At 71.2% G+C, this 19,429-nt stretch carries 14 protein-coding genes and 5 pseudogenes; 11 read left to right on the top strand and 8 right to left on the bottom strand.

The window, feature by feature from the left end; genetic code table 11:
* The first annotated feature begins 4 nt into the window (after window positions 1-4).
* From AB5J49_RS02935 to AB5J49_RS02920, 4 genes and pseudogenes are all read left to right on the top strand, one after another.
* Window positions 5-214: an MbtH family protein gene (locus AB5J49_RS02935; RefSeq protein ID WP_369166894.1), complete on the top strand. Its 210-nt coding sequence runs from the start codon at window positions 5-7 to the stop codon at window positions 212-214.
* 26 nt (window positions 215-240) lie between these two features.
* Window positions 241-1,241, top strand: a pseudogene (locus AB5J49_RS02930) (TauD/TfdA family dioxygenase).
* 81 nt (window positions 1,242-1,322) lie between these two features.
* The gene (locus AB5J49_RS02925; protein ID WP_369166893.1) at window positions 1,323-2,636 is read left to right on the top strand and encodes a diaminobutyrate--2-oxoglutarate transaminase; all 1,314 of its coding nucleotides are present in this window, start codon (window positions 1,323-1,325) and stop codon (window positions 2,634-2,636) included.
* A gap of 9 nt (window positions 2,637-2,645) precedes the next feature.
* Window positions 2,646-3,473 carry a class I SAM-dependent methyltransferase gene (locus AB5J49_RS02920; RefSeq protein ID WP_369166892.1) on the top strand — a complete coding sequence of 276 codons (828 nt, stop codon included), beginning with the start codon at window positions 2,646-2,648 and terminating at the stop codon, window positions 3,471-3,473.
* 86 nt (window positions 3,474-3,559) lie between these two features.
* Here AB5J49_RS02920 and AB5J49_RS02915 read toward each other — a convergent pair.
* The 3 pseudogenes from AB5J49_RS02915 to AB5J49_RS02905 form a co-directional block, all read right to left on the bottom strand.
* Window positions 3,560-5,061: pseudogene (locus AB5J49_RS02915) on the bottom strand (beta-galactosidase).
* 139 nt (window positions 5,062-5,200) lie between these two features.
* Window positions 5,201-6,098 (bottom strand): annotated as a pseudogene (locus tag AB5J49_RS02910) (carbohydrate ABC transporter permease).
* A pseudogene (locus AB5J49_RS02905) lies at window positions 6,095-6,364 on the bottom strand (sugar ABC transporter permease); the annotation flags it as partial. The pseudogenes AB5J49_RS02910 and AB5J49_RS02905, both read right to left, overlap by 4 nt.
* Before the next feature lie 56 nt (window positions 6,365-6,420).
* Between AB5J49_RS02905 and AB5J49_RS02900 the strand changes: the two are divergent.
* The 6 genes and pseudogenes from AB5J49_RS02900 to AB5J49_RS02875 all read left to right on the top strand — a co-directional run.
* Window positions 6,421-6,780, top strand: a pseudogene (locus AB5J49_RS02900) (LysR substrate-binding domain-containing protein); the annotation flags it as partial.
* A 135-nt stretch (window positions 6,781-6,915) separates the two neighbouring features.
* Window positions 6,916-7,362: an MBL fold metallo-hydrolase gene (locus tag AB5J49_RS02895; RefSeq protein WP_369166891.1), complete on the top strand. Its 447-nt coding sequence runs from the start codon at window positions 6,916-6,918 to the stop codon at window positions 7,360-7,362.
* A 208-nt stretch (window positions 7,363-7,570) separates the two neighbouring features.
* Complete coding sequence (locus tag AB5J49_RS02890; RefSeq protein WP_369166890.1) at window positions 7,571-8,500, top strand: S1 family peptidase; 930 nt, start codon at window positions 7,571-7,573, stop codon at window positions 8,498-8,500.
* Window positions 8,501-8,690: 190 nt separating this feature from the next.
* Window positions 8,691-8,939 (top strand): hypothetical protein, encoded by a 249-nt coding sequence (locus tag AB5J49_RS02885; RefSeq protein ID WP_369166889.1) that lies wholly within the window; start codon window positions 8,691-8,693, stop codon window positions 8,937-8,939.
* Window positions 8,936-9,586 (top strand): poly-gamma-glutamate hydrolase family protein, encoded by a 651-nt coding sequence (locus AB5J49_RS02880; protein WP_369166888.1) that lies wholly within the window; start codon window positions 8,936-8,938, stop codon window positions 9,584-9,586. Before AB5J49_RS02885 ends, AB5J49_RS02880 begins: the two co-directional genes overlap by 4 nt.
* Window positions 9,587-9,889: 303 nt before the next feature.
* A complete protein-coding gene (locus AB5J49_RS02875; RefSeq protein WP_369166887.1) occupies window positions 9,890-13,129 on the top strand; it encodes a M36 family metallopeptidase in 3,240 nt (1,079 codons plus the stop codon).
* Window positions 13,130-13,627: 498 nt separating this feature from the next.
* Here AB5J49_RS02875 and AB5J49_RS02870 read toward each other — a convergent pair whose 3' ends face one another.
* From AB5J49_RS02870 to AB5J49_RS02850, 5 genes are all read right to left on the bottom strand, one after another.
* Window positions 13,628-14,779, bottom strand: a complete 1,152-nt coding sequence (locus tag AB5J49_RS02870) for a hypothetical protein (protein WP_369166886.1) — start codon at window positions 14,777-14,779, stop codon at window positions 13,628-13,630.
* Window positions 14,780-14,839: 60 nt separating this feature from the next.
* Entirely contained in the window at window positions 14,840-15,082 is a 243-nt protein-coding gene (locus AB5J49_RS02865) for a hypothetical protein (protein WP_369166885.1), read from the bottom strand.
* A 228-nt stretch (window positions 15,083-15,310) separates the two neighbouring features.
* Window positions 15,311-15,595 carry a hypothetical protein gene (locus AB5J49_RS02860; RefSeq protein ID WP_369166884.1) on the bottom strand — a complete coding sequence of 95 codons (285 nt, stop codon included), beginning with the start codon at window positions 15,593-15,595 and terminating at the stop codon, window positions 15,311-15,313.
* A gap of 349 nt (window positions 15,596-15,944) precedes the next feature.
* Window positions 15,945-16,805, bottom strand: coding sequence for an alpha/beta fold hydrolase (locus tag AB5J49_RS02855; RefSeq protein WP_369166883.1), 861 nt, complete (start codon window positions 16,803-16,805; stop codon window positions 15,945-15,947).
* A gap of 220 nt (window positions 16,806-17,025) precedes the next feature.
* Window positions 17,026-17,934 carry a helix-turn-helix transcriptional regulator gene (locus AB5J49_RS02850; RefSeq protein ID WP_369166882.1) on the bottom strand — a complete coding sequence of 303 codons (909 nt, stop codon included), beginning with the start codon at window positions 17,932-17,934 and terminating at the stop codon, window positions 17,026-17,028.
* 201 nt (window positions 17,935-18,135) lie between these two features.
* Between AB5J49_RS02850 and AB5J49_RS02845 the strand changes: the two genes are divergently transcribed.
* The gene (locus AB5J49_RS02845) at window positions 18,136-19,347 is read left to right on the top strand and encodes a Cmx/CmrA family chloramphenicol efflux MFS transporter (protein ID WP_369166881.1); all 1,212 of its coding nucleotides are present in this window, start codon (window positions 18,136-18,138) and stop codon (window positions 19,345-19,347) included.
* Window positions 19,348-19,429 lie beyond the last annotated feature (82 nt).

Genomic DNA, 19,429 nt, shown 5'->3' with positions numbered 1-19,429 from the left:
CGCGATGACCAACCCCTTCGAGAACCCCGACGGCGTCTACCAGGTCCTGGCCAACGACGAAGGCCAGCACTCGCTGTGGCCCGACTTCACCGCCGTGCCCGCCGGCTGGACCACCGTCTTCGGCCCCGACAGCCGCACCGCCTGCCTGGAGTACATCGAGCGCGAGTGGACCGACCTGCGCCCCAAGAGCCTCGTCCAGGCCATGGGCGAGTGACGACGCGAGCGAAAGGGAACACGCACGTGAGCAGCGTCGACACGACGCAGGCACCGTACGCCCCGGCGAGCGCCGACGGCACGGTGCGCTACGGCACCCGCACCCTCGCCGGGCTGGGCCAGGTGGCGACCGAACTGCTGGACCAGGCGAGCGACGGGTCGACGACCCGGCCTGGGTGGACAACGCCCGGCTAGCCTGGGAGGACACCCCCACCGAAGTACGGCGCACCGTAAGGGAGTTCCGCAGGCACTGCGGACCCGACGGAAGTCTCGTCCTCAGGAAGCTCCCCATCGGCGCCGGGCACCTGCCCCCGACCCCCATGGTGAAGGGGTCCGTCCAGCACACCCCCTCCCTCCCGGCGGCGATGCTGCTGCTGTTCGCGGCCGGGCTCGGCGATCCGGCCGCCTTCGCGGCGGAGAAGTCCGGTGCCCTCGTCCAGGACGTGGTGCCGGTGCCCGGTCAGGAGGAGATCCAGGGCAACGTCGGCTCGGTCGAACTCACCTTCCACACCGAGAACGCCTTCCACCCCCACCGGCCCGACTACGTGATGCTGCTGTGCCTGCGCCCCGACCACGAGGGAGTCGCGGAACTGCGCACCAGCTGCGTACGGCGCGTCCTGCCGCTGCTCACGCCCCGCACCCGCGAGGCGCTCGGCAGGCCCGAGTACGTCACCGAGGCACCGCCGTCCTTCGGCGCGACCGGCGAGGCAACGGCGCACGCCGTCCTCACCGGCGACCCGGACGACCCGGACTGGTGCTTCGACGAGGCGGCCACCCGGGGCACGACCCCCGAGGGCCGGGCGGCCCTCGCCGAACTCGGCGAGGTGACCCACCGCGCGTACACCGGGGTGCTGCTGCGCCCCGGCGACCTCGCCATCGTCGACAACCGGGTCACCCTGCACGGCCGTTCGGCGTTCACCCCACGCTACGACGGCCGTGACCGCTGGCTCCAGCGGACGTTCGCGTTCAGCGACCTCCGCCGCTCCCGAGACCACCGCCCCGGCGACGGAACGGTCCTGGTCAAGTGACGCCGTTCGCAGACGCGTCATGAGAACGAACAGACCGCTGGATCGATGGATCGGCGGAATCGATGAAAGGTACGTGCTGACATGACCGAGACCGAACGGACGCCCCTCGCGGTGTTCGAACGTCACGAGTCGAACGTACGCAGCTACTGCCGCGACTTCCCGGTGGTGTTCGAGCGAGCCGCCGGACACCACCTCTGGGACACCTCCGGACGCCGCTACGTCGACCTGCTGTGCGGCGCCGGATCGCTCAACTACGGCCACAACCCGCCCGCGATCGTCCAACGGGTGACGGCCTACCTCGCGGCCGGCGGCCCCGTGCAGTCACTGGACCTGCACACCACGGCCAAGGCCGACTTCCTGGAACGCCTTTCCGCCCTCGTCCTGGAGCCGCGCGGCCTCGGTGACTTCGTGGTCCAGTTCCCCGGCCCGGCCGGGACCCTCGCGGTCGAGGCCGCCCTGAAGCTGGCCCGCAAGGTCACCGGACGCACCGAGGTGATCGCCTTCACCGGCGGATTCCACGGCGCCTCCCTGGGGGCACTCGCCGCCACGACGTCCCCGCTGCTGCGCGGGGCGGCCGGGGTACCCCTGACCGACGTCACGATCCTCCCGTACGGCGACGCCGCGGGCCCCTCCGGCACCGACCCGGTCGCCGCACTGGAGGCCGCCCTCGGCCAGGGCACCCGCACGGGCCCGCCCGCCGCGATCCTCCTGGAGACGGTCCAGGGAGAGGGCGGACTCCACACGGCGCCCCGCCCCTGGCTGGCCCGGATCCGCGAACTCGCCGACGCCACCGGCGCGTTGGTGATCGTGGACGACATCCAGGCAGGCTGCGGACGCACCGGCACCTTCTTCAGCTTCGAGGAGACCCCCGAGCTCCGCCCCGACCTCGTGTGCCTGTCGAAGTCGCTCAGCGGCATGGGCCTGCCGATGGCGGCCCTGCTCATCAGCCCCGAGACCGACCGGTGGGCGCCCGGTGAACACAACGGCACCTTCCGCGGCCACAACCTCGCTTTCGTGGCCGGCTCCGCGGCCCTCGACCACTGGAGCGACCCGCACTTCACCGCCCACGCCGCCGAACTGGCCACCGCGATCCGCACCAGCCTCGCGAGCATCATCGACGCCCTCCCGGCCGGGGTCGCCGAGGCCGTCGGCAAGGGAGCGATGAGCGGACTCAGATTCACCGACACCGAGACCGCCACCGGGGTGCGGCAAGCTCTGTTCCGCGCCGGCGTGGTGGCCGAGACCTCGGGGCTCGGCCACGTACTGAAGCTCCTGCCACCGCTCACGATGTCGCTCACCGACTGGAAGGAAGTCGCGGACATCCTCGGCGACACGGTTCTCACCACGGTGGCGGCCGAACCCCTGGGGGGCAGGGGGAGGTCGAACAGGCCCTAGTGTGCTGCCATGCGCGACGACACGCCGCACGAAGCGAACCGCGTCCACCTGAGCCGGACCTTCGACGAGGACGCGGAGCTGTACGACCGGGCCAGGCCCGGGTATCCAACGGAGCTGTTCGACGACCTCGCCGACCTGGCCGGTGCCATTCCCGGCTGCCGTGTCCTTGAGGTGGGGGCGGGTACCGGCAAGGCGACCTTGCCGCTCGCTGAGCGGGGTTGCCGGATCACCGCCGTCGAGCTGGGCGCGGGCATGGCCGCCGTTGCCCGGCGCAACCTGGCCGGGTTCGAAGCGGTGGAGATCGTGACGGCGGACTTCGAGAGCTGGCCACTGTCGAAGGAGCCGTTCGACGTGGTCGTCTCGGCGACGGCGTTCCACTGGATCGATCCGGCGGTGCGGATGGCAAGAGCCGCCGACGCGCTGCGGCCCGGTGGGGCCCTCGCCGTGGTCGCCACGCAGCATGTGGCGGGCGGCACCGAAGAGTTCTTCGCCGAGGTCCAGGACTGCTACGAGCGTTTCGATCCGGCCACCCCGCCGGGGCTGCGGCCTCCTGCCGCACAGGACGTCGACACCTCGGATCACGTGGAGGAGGTCGCACGCAGCGGCAGGTTCGGCCCTGTCGTCCTCCGGCGTTACGAGTGGGACCTGACGTACACCACGGCGGAATACCTGGAGGTGCTGCGGACCTACTCCGGCCACCGGGCGCTGCCGCCGGCGGCCAGGGAGGGACTCCTGGGCTGCATCGCCGGGCTGATCGACAGGCGATACGGAGGCCGGGTCACCAAGCGGTACCTCACGGAGCTGCGGGTGTCGCGGACGGCCCACGTACTTCGGTAGGTGCGGCTCCTGCCGGCGCCGCCGTGTCCGACCGCGATGCCGCTCGTCGGGCCGGCGGCATCGCAGTCGTTCGACCCCGGCACCTGTCAGTGCGCCTCGCGCACGACCGCGACACCCCCTGCGGGAACGGTGACCGATCCGCTGACGGCCTGGCCGGTGAGGAGTTCGACGCCTTCGGCGGGGACTTGGGCGCCGCTTCCGCCGTGGTCGATCAGGAACAGGTAGTCGGCGTCAGTGCCGCTGCGCCGGACGGCCTCGATGCCGTGCGCCGGGGTGGCAAGGACCGGCTGCACGCCGGCCTCTTCGCAGATTCGGGCCAGCAGCGCGGCGAGGGTCGCGGGGTCGGGGCGAGTCGCGACATACCAGGCGGTTCCGTCGCCGGGGGAGTGCCGGGTGACGGCAGGTACGCCCTGCAGCGGCCCGTCGCCGTAGGAGGCGACCGCTTCGGCGCCCGCGAGCCGGACGCGCTCGGACCACAGGGTGGCGGTGGCACCCGCGGGGACCGCCCCGGTGAGGTGGAGCGTCTCGCCGGGCAACAGGGGGAAGAGTTCGTCGGTGCGCACACCGAGGACGTTCCGGAAGGCACCCGGGTAGCCGCCGAGCCGGATGTGGCAGTTCTCGTCGACCGCACCGCTGTGGAAGCCGACGGCCAGGGTGCCGCCCCGTTCGGCGAAGGCGGTCAGGTTCTTCGTGCCCTCGTCGTCGACCAGATAGAGGCTGGGTGCCAGCACCAGGCGGTACGAGGACAGGTCGTCGTCGGGGCGTACGAAATCCACGGCCACGCCGGCTTGCCACAGCGTCCGGTACCAGTCCCGTACGAGGTCCTGGAAGCGCAGCTCGCCGCTGGGCTGGGAAGGCTGTTCCAGGGCCCAGCGGGCGTTCCAGTCCCGCCTTGGCAGCACGCCACTGGAAGAAGGCGATGCCGTCTGCGCCGTGTGCGACGTGGGCGAGGGCGTTGCGGCGCATCTCGCCGGGCCCCTTGGCGCGGTTGACGGGCTGCCAGTTGACGGCTCCGGCGGAGTGCTCGATGGGCCGGATTGGGATCGGCGCCGGTGGCTCGGGGCGGGAGGATCTCGTCCCAGTCGTAGTACCACTGGCTCCAGAAAGTGGTGCCCCAGGCGTGGTTGAGGGCCTTCAGGTCGTCGGTGTGGCGACGGCGCAGCCATCCGCGGAACGCCTCCGCGCTGACGTCGCAGTAGCAGGCCGCGTTGTGGCAGCCGTACTCGTTGTGGATGTGCCACATGATGACGGCAGGGTGGTCGGCGTAGCGCTCGGCCAAGGCGCGCGTGATGCGCAGGGCGGCGGTGCGATAGGCCGGGCTGGACGGGCAGAACGTCTGGCGGCTGCCGTACGAGAGCGTGCGGCCGTCGCGGTCGACGGGCAGGGCCTCCGGGTGAGCCCGGAAGAACCAGGCGGGCGGCGCGGCGGTCGGGGTGGCCAGGTCGGCGGCGATGCCGTTCTCGTGCAGCAGGTCCAGGAACCGGTCCATGCGGGCGAAGTCGTACTCGCCCTCGGCGGGCTCCAGCAGCGCCCAGGAGAAGATGCCGACGCTGACCATGGTCACCCCGGCCTCGCGCATCAGGCGCATGTCCTCGGCCCAGACCTCCTCGGGCCACTGCTCGGGGTTGTAGTCGCCGCCGTAGGCGATGCCGGGCAGGCGAAGGCGGCGTTCAGTGCTCACTGGTGATGCTCCGGGAGGTAGCAGGGAACAGGCGAATGAGGAGACGTCAGCCCTTGTTGGCGCCGAGGGTGAGGCCGCTGACGAACTGGCGCTGGAGCAGGAAGTACACGACGAGGACCGGGACGGCGGTGATGAGGGCGCCGGCCGGCGACGAGGTTGGGGTCGGTGAAGTACTGGCCGGAGAGGTTGTTGAGGGCCGAGGTGATCGGCATGTTCTCGCCGGTGGAGATCAGGACGAGGGCCCAGAAGAAGTCGTTGTAGATCCAGATGGAGAGCAGGGTCCCGAGGGCGGCCATGGCGGGCTTGCACAGCGGGAGGGTGATCTGCCAGTACAGCCGCCACACGGAGGCGCCGTCGACGAGTGCGGCTTCGGTCAGTTCGTGCGGCAGCGAGCGCATGTAGTTGCTGAGCACGAAGGCGCAGAAGCCGGACTGGAAGGCGACGTGGATGAGGACGAGGCCCAGGGCGGAGTCGTAGAGCTTGCCGCTCATGGTGATGCCGGGCAGGTCGATGAGCAGGTACAGCCGGTACAGGGGGGTGATGATGACCTGCTGCGGGAGGAGGTTTCCGGCGGTGAAGACGAGCAGCAGGAAGAGGTTGATGCGGAAGTCGAAGCGGCTGACGTAGAAGGCGACCATCGAGGACAGGAACAGGGGCACCAGCACGGCCGGCACGGCGATGAGCATCGTGTTGCCGAAGTAGTGCGTCATGTCCGACTGCGTGAACGCGTTCGTGAAGTTCTCGAAGGTCAGCTTGTCGGGCCAGGAGACGTAGCCCTTGGCGGATGTTTCGGAGTACGGGCGCAGGGCCGCGTAGACCGCCCAGAGCAGGGGGGCGAGCCAGGCCAGGGCCATGGTGGCGAGGAAGACGTGCAGCAGGATCCGGCCGGGGCGGATCGGGGTGCGCTGCTTGGGCGCACCGAGCACGGCGGTGGGGGTGCTCATGCGCGCCGCTCCTTGCGGAAGGTGGCCACGAGGTAGGGGATGATCACGACGAGGGAGATCAGCAGCAGGACGACGGCGATGGCGGAGCCGTATCCGATGCGGCTGGACTCGCCGATGATGTTGTTGGTGACCAGGATCGAGAGCAGTTCGGTGCCTTCGGCGCCCTTGTTGAAGACGAAGACGAGGTCGAAGGCGCGCAGGGCCTCGATGATGGTGACGACCAGGACGATGGTGTTGGTGGGGCGCAGGGTGGGGAAGATGACGTTCACGCCCGCGAAGAACACCGGGCGACGATCCGGAACCCTCCCTCCACCCTCTCGCAGAGGCTCTGCGCTGGCAGGACGCCCACGAGTGGACGCTGGTCGTCAACGCGGTCAGCGGCACGACCGGTCCCTGGTGCTGGCCGGACGGGGGCGGACCGCGACGGTACGTGGAGACGGCGAACTTCGACGAGTGGCTCGAATCGGTGGCCGCGGGGCGCGGCATCGGCATCGTCCCCGAGGTCGCCGAGCGCCGCATCCAGCATCCCGCGCCGCGTTTCCTGCCGGTGACGGGCGCGCCGCCCAGCCCGGTCCGCCTCGCCTATCGCCCCGAGACGGGCACGGGGTCCGCGCTGCTGCGCCGCTTCCTCGAAGCGGCCCTGGCCGCGGCCGCGACCTGCGTCCATGCAGGTGAGGCATAGCCTCAACCGGAACGGCATTTCCGCTGACCGCCCCGCTCTTCCTACGGTCGAGGGCGGAGGGGCTCGGAGCGGCCGGACCACCCGGCGCCCCGCCACCGCCTCCCTCCTCCTGCCCAGACCTAGGAGCCCGGCACCATGGGATCGCCCCCACCCCGTCTTCCCCGTCATGACGGCTCGGCCATGGTGGTCGGCGGCCCCACGACCCTCCTCGACCTCGGCGGGCTGCGCATCGTCTCCGACCCGACCTTCGACACCCCGCGGTCGTACGGCCACCTGACCAAGGCCGAAGGCCCCGCTGTCACCGAGGGCCGGCTCACCGACGTCGACCTGGTCCTGGTCAGCCACGACAACCACGCCGACAACTTCGACGACCGCGGCCGCGCCTTCACCTCGACCGCCCCGCTGCTGCTCACCACGACCGGCGGCGCCAAGCGTCTCGGCTCCCCGGCGGAGGGCCTGGCCGCCTGGGACACCCACAGCCTCAGGCGCCCGGACGGTGGGGAGCTGACCGTCACCGCCGTGCCGGCCCGATTCAGCGATGGCGCCTGTTGCACCGGAAAGCGTCGCAGACACCGGTGCTGAGCTGCGCTGACGCGTCCACCGTGGGCCCGCGCCACACGACCGGCCCCAGGGAACCCGCTGACTCGCACGCGGCGACCTGTCGGGCCGTCACCCGTACGCGGTGCCCAGGTCGCTGGGGCCTCGGGGGCGCGGTTAGCGTCCGGAAGGGATCACCGAGCGGCCGTTTCCCGTCCCGTGGCGTGCGGCCCGACCCTTCCTGGAGGCCCGTATGAGGATCACACGCCCGGCGCCCCGCGGCGCGAGACGACGTACCCGCATGGTCGCCCTCGCGTCCGGATTGACCGCCCTGGCGGCGACGGCCCTGGCCGGGACCGCGGCCCACGCGGGCCCCGTCGACCCCGGTCCGAACGCCACGTACAGCACCGCGCAACTCTCCGCGGTCGAGAAGGCGGTCGCGGGCGCCGGTGTGGTCGGCACCGCCTGGAGCGTGGACGTCACGACCGGCAGGGTGCTGCTCGCCGCCGACAGCACCGTGTCCGCCGCCGCGATCGACGCCATCAAGCGGGGCGTGGGCACCGACGTCGGCGCGCTGCGCGTCGAGCGCCTGCCGGGCAAGCTCACCAGGTACCTCTCCGGAGGGGACGCCGTCTACAGCAGCTCCGCCGTCGGCACGTTCCGCTGCTCGCTGGGCTTCAACACCCAGGACGGCGCCGGAAGGCACTACTTCGTCACCGCCGGCCACTGCACCAACGGAACCACCGACTACTACTCGGACCGGCTCGTCACGCACATCGGCACCACCGTCGGCTCCAGCTACCCGGGCAACGACTACGGCCTCGTGGCCTACGACGCCGGCCAGCCCGTCCCGCCCGGCACGGTCGGCAACCAGGACATCACCGGCGCCGGCGGCGCCCAGCCCGGTCAGGCCGCCTGCCGCCGCGGCTCCACCACCGGTACCCACTGCGGACGGGTCACCGGCGTCAACTGGAGTGTGCGCTATCCGGACGGCGTGGTGACCGGCATGATCCGCACCAACATCTGCGCCGAGCCGGGCGACAGCGGCGGCCCCCTCTACGCCGGCACCCAGGCGCTGGGCCTCACCTCCGGCGGCAGCGGCAACTGCACCACCACGCCCGGCACGACCTTCTACCAGCCGGTCACCGAGGCCCTCAACGCCTTCGGCGTGCAGGTGTACTGAGCACCAGCACTAAGACCTCGACGGGGCCCGGTGCAGGGACGGGATCACACACCGGGCACCCGGCAAGTGGCCTTTTCGCCGAGGGGGGTTCGGCGGAGCGCGCCGCCAGGTCGACGGTGCGGTGGCCAGGTTGTCATGCTCAGATGGGCACGCCGCACGGGGACGCCGGGCCATGATGCAGTATCGCCCCGTGAACAACCCCAACAGACGCACCGTCCTCGCTTCCGTCGCCGCCGGCCTGCCCATCCTCAATGTCGTGATGGGCAGCGGCGCCACGCCGGCCGCGGCAGCCGACCAGTACGGGTCCAACACCGAGCTGTACACCCGTACCGCGGCCAAGGAGGGCACCGACTGGATGCGCCGCTTCCGCATCGGCGCGCCGGTGCAGGTCACGGACAACGCCCGCACACGAGCAGCGCCATCAGCAGCACGGCGGTGATCGCGCCGCACGGCGGTGGGATCGAGGCGGGTACCAGCGAGCTGTGCATGGCCATCGCCGGTTACACGCCCTTCGACGTCAACACCGACCCGGCGAGCGCGGCGGTGCCGGGGGAGCCGCAGCGGGACTACTGGATGTTCGAGGCCCTGGCCAACTCCGCCGCGCAGCACGTCACCTCCACCCACTGCGACGACCCGGCCGCCCTCGCCGTCTGTGCCGGCAACCTGTACGCCGCCGCCCTTCACGGCTTCGACGACACCGCCGCGAAGAAGATCGTCATCGGCGGCCGGGACGAGCGGCTCCAGCGCAACCTGCTGGCGGCCTTCACGAAGTACGGTCTGACCTCCCCCACGACCGTCGTCGACCGGGACGTGACCGTGGTCCTGGCGGGCGCCACCGACCCCATCAACGGCGACGACCCGGCCAACATCGTCAATCGGACCCGCACCGGTGCCGGCGCCCAGCTGGAGCTGTCCACCGTGCTGCGCAAGGCGATGTTCGGTGACTTCTCCGGCGCGGCCAAGCGCAGGACGACGGCCGGCGTGCCGAGCACCGACAGCCCCTACGCCGACCACTTCTGGAACGGTTTCGTGAGCGCCGTCCGCGAGGCGATCAAGAACCACGAGCTCGGCCTCGACTCCCTCTAGAGCTGGAGGGGGGAGTGATGACGGCCTTGGGGTGACGGAGTAGAAGTTCCGGCCGGTCGGCGGGCCGGGTCTCGCTCGGCGAGGACCACCGGCGTCCCCCTGGCCTCGGCACCGTCCATGGCCCACCGGCCCACACCCCGAGGTGATGGTCGCCGTCGTGCTCGAACCCGGCGCCCCCGACGCCCGTCAACTCCTGCCAACAGCGATGACTCCGAGCCTGCACGCGCTCTATCCCTGACTTGTCATGCGCACGTACCGTGTCCTCGGTTCGCAGTCAGGAAGCCAACGTACGGGGGAGAGGGAATGCTGCCACCCAGACGCTTATCGAAGCGGGCACGCTCACTGCTCATCGGAGCGGTCCTGCTCGCACTCCCGGCGGTCACGGTCACACCGTCGTCGGCGGCCAACGCCGGCGAACATCCCGGGACGCAGCAGCGACCGGCCAAGGAACAGCCGGATCTGCCGTACCCGAACATCGACGTACGCGGTGACAAGCGCGTCGCGCCCACGGCCGGGCAGTTGCACGCCGCTCAGGAACTCGACGGCACGGCCGTCCGCTGGAGCCGGTTCGGTACGCCGAAGCGGCTCACCCCGCAGGGCCGCAACGCCCTCACCGCCACCAGCAATGCCGACCCGCGCACCCTCGCGCTGGACCACATACGCGACCACGCGGCCCTCTACGGTCTCTCCGCCGCCGAGTTGGACGCCCTCGAGGTCGTCAAGTCGTACCGTACGGAGCACAACGGCGTACGGCATGTCTTCATCGGCCAGGGCGACCGGGGCGTCCCCGTCCACGGCGCCCGCCTCTCGGTCGCCGTCGACAAGGCCGGCCGTATCCTCACCGTCACCGGCAGCCTCGTCCCGGACGCCCGCGCCACCGGGACGGTCACCCTCGACAAGGGCGCCGCGCTGGACCGGGCCGCAGCCTCCGTCGGCACCGACACCCCGCCCGGCACCGCCACCGCGACGCGGGTCACCTTCCCGCTCGCCGACGGCACCGCCCGCCCGGCCTGGCGGACCACGCTCACCGCCGACAACCACCACCTGTACGACACCGTCGTCGACGCCGGGAACGGCACCGTCCTCCTGCGCACCGACCGCACCAGCAACGAGGGCCCCGAGGGCCGGGTCTTCACCGTCCAGAACCCCACCCTCGGCAGCGCGACGACCGTCCCCTTCAGCGGTCTCGGCCGTTCCTGGGTCGGCGGCCGGGTCACCACCGGCAACAACGCCGAGGTCTCCCAGGACCTCGACGGCGACGAGACGCTCGGCCACCAGCCCCAGACCCCGGCGGGCGGAGACCCGGCGTACCAGCATTTCAACTACACGTTCACGGACGCCTTCCGCACCAGCGGCGGCACCGACCTCACCACCGACCGGGACGCGGTCGTCACCCAGGCCTTCTACTACACCAACCGCATGCACGACCACCTCTACGGGCTCGGCTTCGACGAGGCGTCGGGCAACTTCCAGGAGGACAACCTCGGGGGCGGCGGCTCGGGCGGCGACCGCGTCGACGTCTACGTCGACTTCGACGCCAACGGGGACTCCGCCTGCAACGCCAACTTCAGCACCCCCGCCGACGGTCAGAACGGGACCATGCGGCTCTTCGTCGGACGCGCCTCCTGCGGCAACCACGACACACACCGGGCCATGAACGGCGACACCGTCGCCCATGAGTACAGCCACGGCCTGTCCAACCGGCTCGTCGGCGGCGGCGACATGGGCGACGGCGAGCAGACCGGCGCGCTCGGCGAGGGCTGGAGCGACGCGGTGGCCACCTCGCTGTGGAACGACCCGGTGTACGGCGAGTACAACAACGGCGAGCCCACCGGCGTACGCCGCGTCGCGTACAACGACAGCGACCTCACCTACGGCGACCTCTGCGACGGCGGCAGCTGCGAGGTGCACGACGACGGCGAGATCTGGGCCACCGTCATGTGGGACATGCGCACCGCGCTCGTCGGCGCCTACGGCTACGCCACCGGAAAGCAGCGGCACGAGCAGCTGATGGTCGACGGCATGAAGCTGACGCCGTCCTCGCCCGACTTCCTGGACGCCCGCGACGGCATCCTGGCCGCCGACCGGGCCAACCACGGCGGCGCCAACCAGTGCCTGCTGTGGGGCGTGTTCGCCCGCCGCGGCATGGGCGCCAGCGCCACCTCACCCAGCCAGAGCCAGGCCAATCCGGCGACCGACTACCCCGCCACCTGCCGGCCCACCGCCGACGCGGGCGGGCCGTACTCCACCAAGGAGGGCGCCGACGTACGGCTCGACGCGAGCGGCTCCACCGTCCCCGGTGGCGGCGGCAGCTACAGCTGGGACTTCGACGGCGACGGCGCCTATGACGACGCGACCGGCGTCAGCCCGCTCTTCGACCGAGTCGGCCAGGACGGCACGTACACCGTCGGCCTGCGCGTCGGCAACGCCGCCGGGGCCGACACCGACACGGCGACCGTGACCGTCACCAACGTGGCCCCCACGGTGACCTTCACCGTCCAGGGCCCGCGTGAGGAGGGCGGCAAGCTCACCGTCTCCGGCACCGTCACCGACCCGGGTTGGCTCGACCCGCTCACCGCCACCATCGACCCCGGCGACGGCAAACCCGTCTCCCTGCCGGGACAGCTGGAGAACAACCGTCCCGACGCCACCCTCACCTTCAGCCGCGAGCTCGTCTTCGGCGACAACGGCGCCTTCACCGTGAAGGTCTGCGGCAGCGACGACGACACCACCATCTGTCGCGAGGCCGAGATCACCGTCGCCAACGTCAACCCGACGGTCGCCATCGAGAAGACCGGCGCCGTGCAGCTCGCGGGCGGGCGGACACTCGTCGTCCACGCGGGCGAGGAGAAGAGGTACACCGCCCGGGTCACCGACCCCGGCAGCGACGACGAGACCATGAGCTGGGCGTGGGGCGACGGGACACCCGCCACCACGACCACCTCGCTCGTCAACCCGCCCGACCCCGATCCCGCCCGCAGCCCCAGCGTCCAGCCGCGCGACCTGACGGACGCCCAGGCCCACACGTACGCCAAGCCCTGCCTGTACGACCTGTCCTTCACGGCACGCGACGACGACGGGGGTACGGGGACCGAGGCGATGCCCGTCATCGTGCAGGGCAATGCCCCGCTGTCGCTGCTCGCCGACGTCTGGTACGTCAAATACCTCACCGGCGACCTCACCGGGCTCGGCAAGAAGACACTGGACTGCTATCTGAAGATCGTCCAGCACGCGAGCGCGGTGTTCTCCGAGAAGGTCGACGTGTCCACCCAGGACAAGGCCGCGGACGTCCTCTTCCTCAACCTGCTCCTGGACCCGAAGCGTTCCCTCGACCGCCAACTGCTCGCCGCCTGGCTGAACTTCGCGAACGGAGCCTTCGAGCCGAACGAACTCGTCGACACCGACAGCGACCTGAAGGCGGACACCCCCTTCCTGGAGGCCGTCCAGAACGCCGAGAAGGTACGCCTCGACCCGAACGCCACCACGCAGCAGATCAAGGCCCAGGCGGCCATCCTCACCTGCATCAACATCCCGCTCGTATGACACGGATGACGCTCCTGCCGCGCGCCGCCGCCACCCTGCTCCTCGGGGTGGCGGCGGGCCGCGTGCACCGACAGCCCCCCACCGCACCGCCCGACCCCACCCACCCACACCGCCACAGTCACTCCCGCTCCCACCCCCACCCACGCGGCGACAACCACCACCCCTGCGCCGCCCGCCCCGGCCGTCCTCACCCAGGACGACACCGGCCGCACCGTCACCCTCTCCGTCGGCGGCACCACTCAGCTGCGTCTCTCCGGCCGTTGGCGAGAGACCACCCCCACCGTCGACGGCACGGCGATCGTCCTTGTACCGGTCGACTACGAGACCGACCCGGGCTTCAGCGCCTGGGACATCCGCGCCGCAGGACCGGGCGAGGCGGTGCTGCACACCACCGGACGGCCGGGCGTGCGGCCGCTGCGGATCACTTTCCGGATTCGGTGAGAATTCAGTCGGCCCGATCGGGGCTTGATCAGTCCGCAGGTCCCGCAGGTCCCGCAGTCACCCGTTCCGTCGCTGTCCGCGCTGCTCATAGCGCCGCCACTCGTGGCCGTCGTCGCCAGAGATCCACAGCCCTTCCCCCTTCACCAGGTCGTACGTCGCCGTCGTCGCGTCCGCGATGCCGTAGAGCGTCGTGCCGTCGACGGCGAACGACGTGAATGTCGCGGGCGTCTTCAGCTCGTGGAAGGCGCTGTTGGTGGGGTCGTCGGCGAGCCAGTAGCGGCCGCCTTCCTCGCCGACGAGCAGCCGCTCGTCCGCAAGCAGCTCCAGGACCAGCGACTCCGGGCCGCGCTTCAGGTCCTTGAAGGGGATGCCGCCGCCGAGGACCGTCTGCCAGTGTCCGCCGTCGTCCGTCGTCACCAACAAGCCGCGCACGGCCTCGCCCCGGGTGAGGGACAAGGCCACGGTGCCGCCCCGCGCGGCGAGGATGCCTCCTGCGTACGGCCTCGGGACGGTCGTGGAGCCGAGGGTGCGCCCGTCGCGCTGCCGGACGACGCGGTCGGGGTCTTCGGTCAGGGGCTGGGTCAGGCTCCAGGCCGTACCTCGCTCGTCGACAGCGAGGCCGATGGCATCGGCCGGCAGACCGGCCGGGGATGCCACGGTGCGCGTGGCGGGACGGTAGATGAGGGTCGGCTCCGGTTGGGTGAGCAGGATGTCGCCAGGGCGGGTGCCCAACGGGGTCTCGGCGTTGGTGACCTTGTGCCGCTTGCCGCGTACGTCGAGGGCGTACGCTCCCTCGGCCCCCTCTCCCGGCGGCACCTGCACGAAGCCCCCGCGCACCCCCGTGAACGTGGCCCGCGTCGCCTCCGCGTCCGTGTGTTCCGCGTGCTCGGCGACCGTACGGCCGTCGGGGCCCACGATGCGCCAGGCGGAGGCGGCCGACCCCTCGTCGTCCTCGACGTTGCCGGCTTCGTACGTCAGGAGCAACGAGCCGTCGTCCGCGCGGACCACACCGGCGGGTGCGCCTGCCGCCTCGATGACGTCGGCGGAGCGCGGGTGAGGGTCGTCGATGACGCGCTTGTACTTCGCCTCGCGGCCCCCGGACTCCCCGTCGTCGGAGCCGCCCGGGCTGCAGGCGGTCAACGCCAGCGCCGCACTCGCCGCGGCCACAAGTCCGACCGTCCGCTTCCCGGGTTTCCTCAGCCACGCCATCGCCACATCCTCACATGAGGCGGCGGCCACCTTGGCGGAAGGCTCGACTCTGAGGGCTGGTCACTGTTGGTTGGGCGTCGCCAGGTTGTCCACCAGCATGGCCAGGGCCGACCTCGGGACGGTTCCGCTCGACCCGCTGTTTTCCTGCCCCCAGGCCGGGCTCGAGTCCGTGGATCCTGAACCTGTGGTGTCGTTGACACCCTGGAAGATGCCGAAGTCGATGGGCCCGTCGTCCGCTGAGGCGGGGAGGGCGGCCGTGAGGAGAGCGGCACCGGCAAGTGCGGCGGCAGCGATGATCTTCATGCCTGGTCAACGATGAGACGGGCATCAGGATGTTCTGTTATGCCCCTTTTGGTGGCAGGCTTCGGAGGCAAGCTTCGGTGGCATGGGCTCAGCCTGGCACCGGCTCCCAGCCCCGGTGTCCCAGCGCAGGGGAAAGCCCCCCGCCCCGCATCGAGAGCATCACGGTGCGGGGCGGGGAATGAAACAGCGGCCCAGCGGTCAGTGGCCGATGCTCCGGTCGAAGCCGGACTAGTCCTCGTCGAAGTCGGACATGTCCTGGTCGAAAGCAGGCGCGTCCTGGCCGGAGCCGGGCGCGTCCTGGCCGGAGCCGGGTGTGCCCTGGTCGGAGCCGGGTGTGCCCTGGTCGGAGCCGGATGCGTCTTGGTCGAAACCGGATCCGGCGGGAGAGCTGCTGCCGAAACCAGCTCCCAGGTTGCTCATGTCGTCGCTGTCGTAGGCAAGGGCCTGGCCCGCGCCTCCGAGCAGAACGGTCCCGGCGAGAACGGTGGCGGCCAGCAGGGTAGGTGCACGCACGAGCGTCTCCTTCGGTAGGTGTGTTCGCCAGAGGTATGCCGCCGGCCCGCAGGCGAGATGCGCTGACGTACAAACAGGCACCCGAATAGGCGGCGCACTTGGCGGAACCCGCACCAGTGCCCTGGCCGAAGGTCTGCGAGTCGCAGAGATACTCGCAGACCTTCGACATACGGCGCCGGTGCCCCAGCCGGGCAAACGACCCGCTCGACCACCCAACGACGCGGCACAACCGCGAAGTTGGGCAGCTCGGAGACTCGGCCGCGCCAAGGCCCGCGAACCCCGAACCCCGTCCCCGCACGGCGAGTTCACAGATGCGCGAAAGCGGGGTTCGTCAGCGGTGCCGGATTCTTCAGTCGGACAGTCCTCGCACGTACCCGGCGAGCAGCGTCGCCACCGCTTGTGGAGTCTCCACGGTCATGGCGTGGGTAGCGTCGATCTGGTTGACGCTGACCGTCGGCCGGGTGCGGGCGAGCCCGGCCAGCTGGTCGGAGACCCCTCGTGCGAACCGGGCAATGAAATCGTCGAACCACTCCATGCCAGGCGCAGGCGACATCCGTCGGCCGGCCTGTACCAGCAGCAGCGGGCTGTCGATCCCGTCCAGCCACTCGGTGACACCGAGCGCGCCGAGCCTGTGGAGTTCGTCGAGGATCTCCAGCGCCGCGGCCCGCTCCGGCAGCGTCTGCCACTTGCCGTCGGGCAACGGGCGTGCGGCCGCACGGGTAATGGCCTCCGCACGGTCGGCGGGAATCCCGGAGCGGACCGAGTTGGCGACCCGCTCCTCGATGTACTCGGGTGACGCGATGGCCCCGGCCGACGTCATCAGCGCCTCACTCACCCGTTCGGCGTCGGGATAGTCGCGTCCCCACCAGAAGCCGTCGAGATTCACGGCGGCACGCGCACGGGCACGGTCAGGGTTGGCTCGGGCGTACTCGACCGCGATCAGTCCGCCGAGGGAATGGCCCACCACCACGGCCTCCGGCACGCCATGCGCGTCGAGTGTGTCCGCGATGTGCCGGACCACGCCGGGGATGGTCCAGGGGGAGGTATCGGGAGAGCGGCCGTGTCCGGGAAGGTCGACGGCGAGGACGCGGTGCCCGGCGGTGAGCAGGTCGGCCGAGGCATCCCAGTCGGCGAGCGACCGTCCGAAACCGTGCAGGAGAACGAGTTGCGGGCCATCGCCCCCATAGTCATGAGCATGTAGGAGTGTCATATGGGCTGCACTGTATGGGGCACGCAGTAATTCGAACACCGGATTAGAGAGCCCCCCTCGCCGAGGAGGAGCTGCAAGCGGCGCATGACGAGTTGGGCGGAGCAGGGGCTGCGGGTGATGTCGGTGCCCTAGCAGAAATCCAAGTCCGCCTGCGGCAGCGCCTGGAAGGGACCTCCCGGACGGGCTGCTGTACGTGTGCCGACCGCAGGCCGAGCGTCGGTCATTCCGGGCGTAGCGTGCTGCCTGGCCGAGGGGAGCGGGATTCGGCGTCTTCCCGGGTGGCGTCGGGGGCGCTCCAGCTGGCGAGGAGGGCGAGGGCCTGGGCGGAGGCGGAGCCGGGTTCGGCGGTGTACACGCACACGGTCTGGCCCGGGTCGGCGGGGAAGGCCAGGGTCTCGTGGTGGAGGGTGAACTCGCCCACCACGGGGTGGTGGAAGTGCTGCGTTCCGTGGACGCACTGGGCCACTCGGTGGCTGTCCCACCAGGCGCTGAACTCGGGCACCTTGACGACGGCCTCGCCGATGAGTTCGTTGAGCAGGGCGTCGTCGGGGTGGCGCCCGGCCTCCAGGCGCAGATCGGCCACGACGATCTCCGCGACCTCGTCCCAGTTCCGGTACAGCTCCCGGGCGGTGGGATCGAGGAGGATGAAGCGCGCGAAGTTGCGCTCGCGATACGGCAGGGCGTCCCAGTCCGTGATCAGGGCGCGGGCCAGCTGGTTGGCGGCCAGCACGTCCTGACGGTGGTTGGCGACGAAGGCCGGTGAGACGCCGTTGAGGATGTCCAGCATCTGATGGACCTCGGGGCGCACGCGCTGCACGCGTTCCGCCCGGCGGCGTCGGGGGCCGGTGGCATGGGGCCGGGCGAGGTCGAAGAGGTGGCTGCGTTCGTCGTCGTCCAGACGCAGGGCACGCGCAACGGCGTCCAGGACGGCCTCGGAGACGTTGGGGTGGCGGCCCTGTTCGAGGCGGGTGTAGTAGTCCGTGCTCACCCCGGCCAGCCGGGCGACCTCCTCGCGGCGCAGGCCCGGTACCCGGCGGACACCGCCGCCCGGGGCCACGCCCGCGTCGTCCGGGCTCAGACGGGCCCGGCGGGTGCGAAGAAAGTCTCCCAGCTCTGCGTTCTGCTCCATTCCCCAAGTATTCGCTCCGGGCCGGGCGGCGACCCGGTCCAGGGTGGCCCAGCTGGACCCAGGTTCAGCTGGTCCACTTTTGCGGGCTGACCCGCCTTGCGGCGCCGCGAGTCTGGAACAGCGCGGTCCTGGTCTCGCCAGGCCGGCTCTGCTCCCAGCAGCACCCACTCGCCCGGCCATGTCCTCTGGAGCACCCCCACCATGCCCTTGGTCATCTATATCCTCGGCTTCGGCACGTTCGCCCAGGGCACCTCGGAGTTCATGCTCTCCGGGCTGCTGCCCTCCGTCGCCGGTGATCTGGACGTCTCCCTGTCGGAGGCGGGGCTGCTGGTCTCGGCGTTCGCCGCCGGGATGGTCGTCGGCGCACCGCTGCTGACCCTGGCCACCCTGAGGTCGCCTCGGCGCGCCGCACTGGTCGGCTTCCAGGTGGTGTTCGTCGCCGGGCACGCGGCCGCCGCGCTCGTGCCGCACTTCGGGCTCCTGCTGGTCATGCGCGTGGTCACGGGCATGGCGTACGCCGGTTTCTGGGCGCTGGCCTCGGTCGCCGCGGTCTCCCTCGTCCCCGCAGGCCTGCGCGGGAAGGCGATGTCCGTGGTCGTGTCCGGGCTGAGTCTGTCCATGATCCTCGGCGTTCCGGCCGGCACGCTGCTGGCGCAGTACGCCGGCTGGCGGGCGGCCTTCTGGGCGGTGGCCGTGATGTCCGCGCTGTCCGCGACCGCGGTGCTTCTCACCCGGCCCGGCGGACGCGAGACCGGGGTACCGCAGTTGAGGCTGCGTACCGAACTGCGCTCCTTGGCGGTGCCCCGGCTGTGGGTCGCCTACGCCACCACCGCGCTGACCGTCTCCGCCACCATCGCGGTCTTCTCCTACCTGGGCGCTCTCCTGGAAGACGTCACGGGCATCTCCGAAGGGCTCGTGCCGGCGGTGCTCGGCCTGTACGGGGTGGGCGCGCTGGCCGGCCTCACGGTGGGCGGCCGCATCGCCGACCGGGCCCCGTTCGGCGTCCTGCTGACCGGCATGGGCACGGTAGCGGTCGTGGCTGCCGCCATCGCGCCGACCGCGGACATGCCCGCGGTAGTGATCCCGCTCGCCGCACTCCTCGCCGCCGGCGGCTTCATGACCAACCCGGCGGTGAACGCCCGGGTGTTCGGCATTCTGGGCGAGACCAGGACCCTGGGCGGCGCGCTGAACATCGCCGCCTTCAACGTCGGCATCGCGGTCGCTCCCTGGGTGTCCGGCCTGGTGATCGACGCGGGCCCCGGCCTGGCGGGCATCGGCCGGGTCGGCGCGGCCTTCGCCGTGGCGGCTGTCGCGAGCACGCTGCTGGACCGGCACCTCACCCGCCGCCACCGGCACACCACGCCCGCCCCGGCCCCCGCCCCGCGCGACGCCGCCGAGTCCGCCGCCCGCTGAACCGACCACGACCCGTGGCGTGCACGGCGACTGCGACAAGGAGATCGCCAAGGGCCCCGACGACATCGGCCGCAACTCACCC

This window comes from Streptomyces sp. R28 (assembly GCF_041052385.1).
Taxonomy (GTDB): Bacteria; Actinomycetota; Actinomycetes; order Streptomycetales; family Streptomycetaceae; genus Streptomyces.
This window is presented reverse-complemented; position numbering and strand designations above follow the sequence as displayed.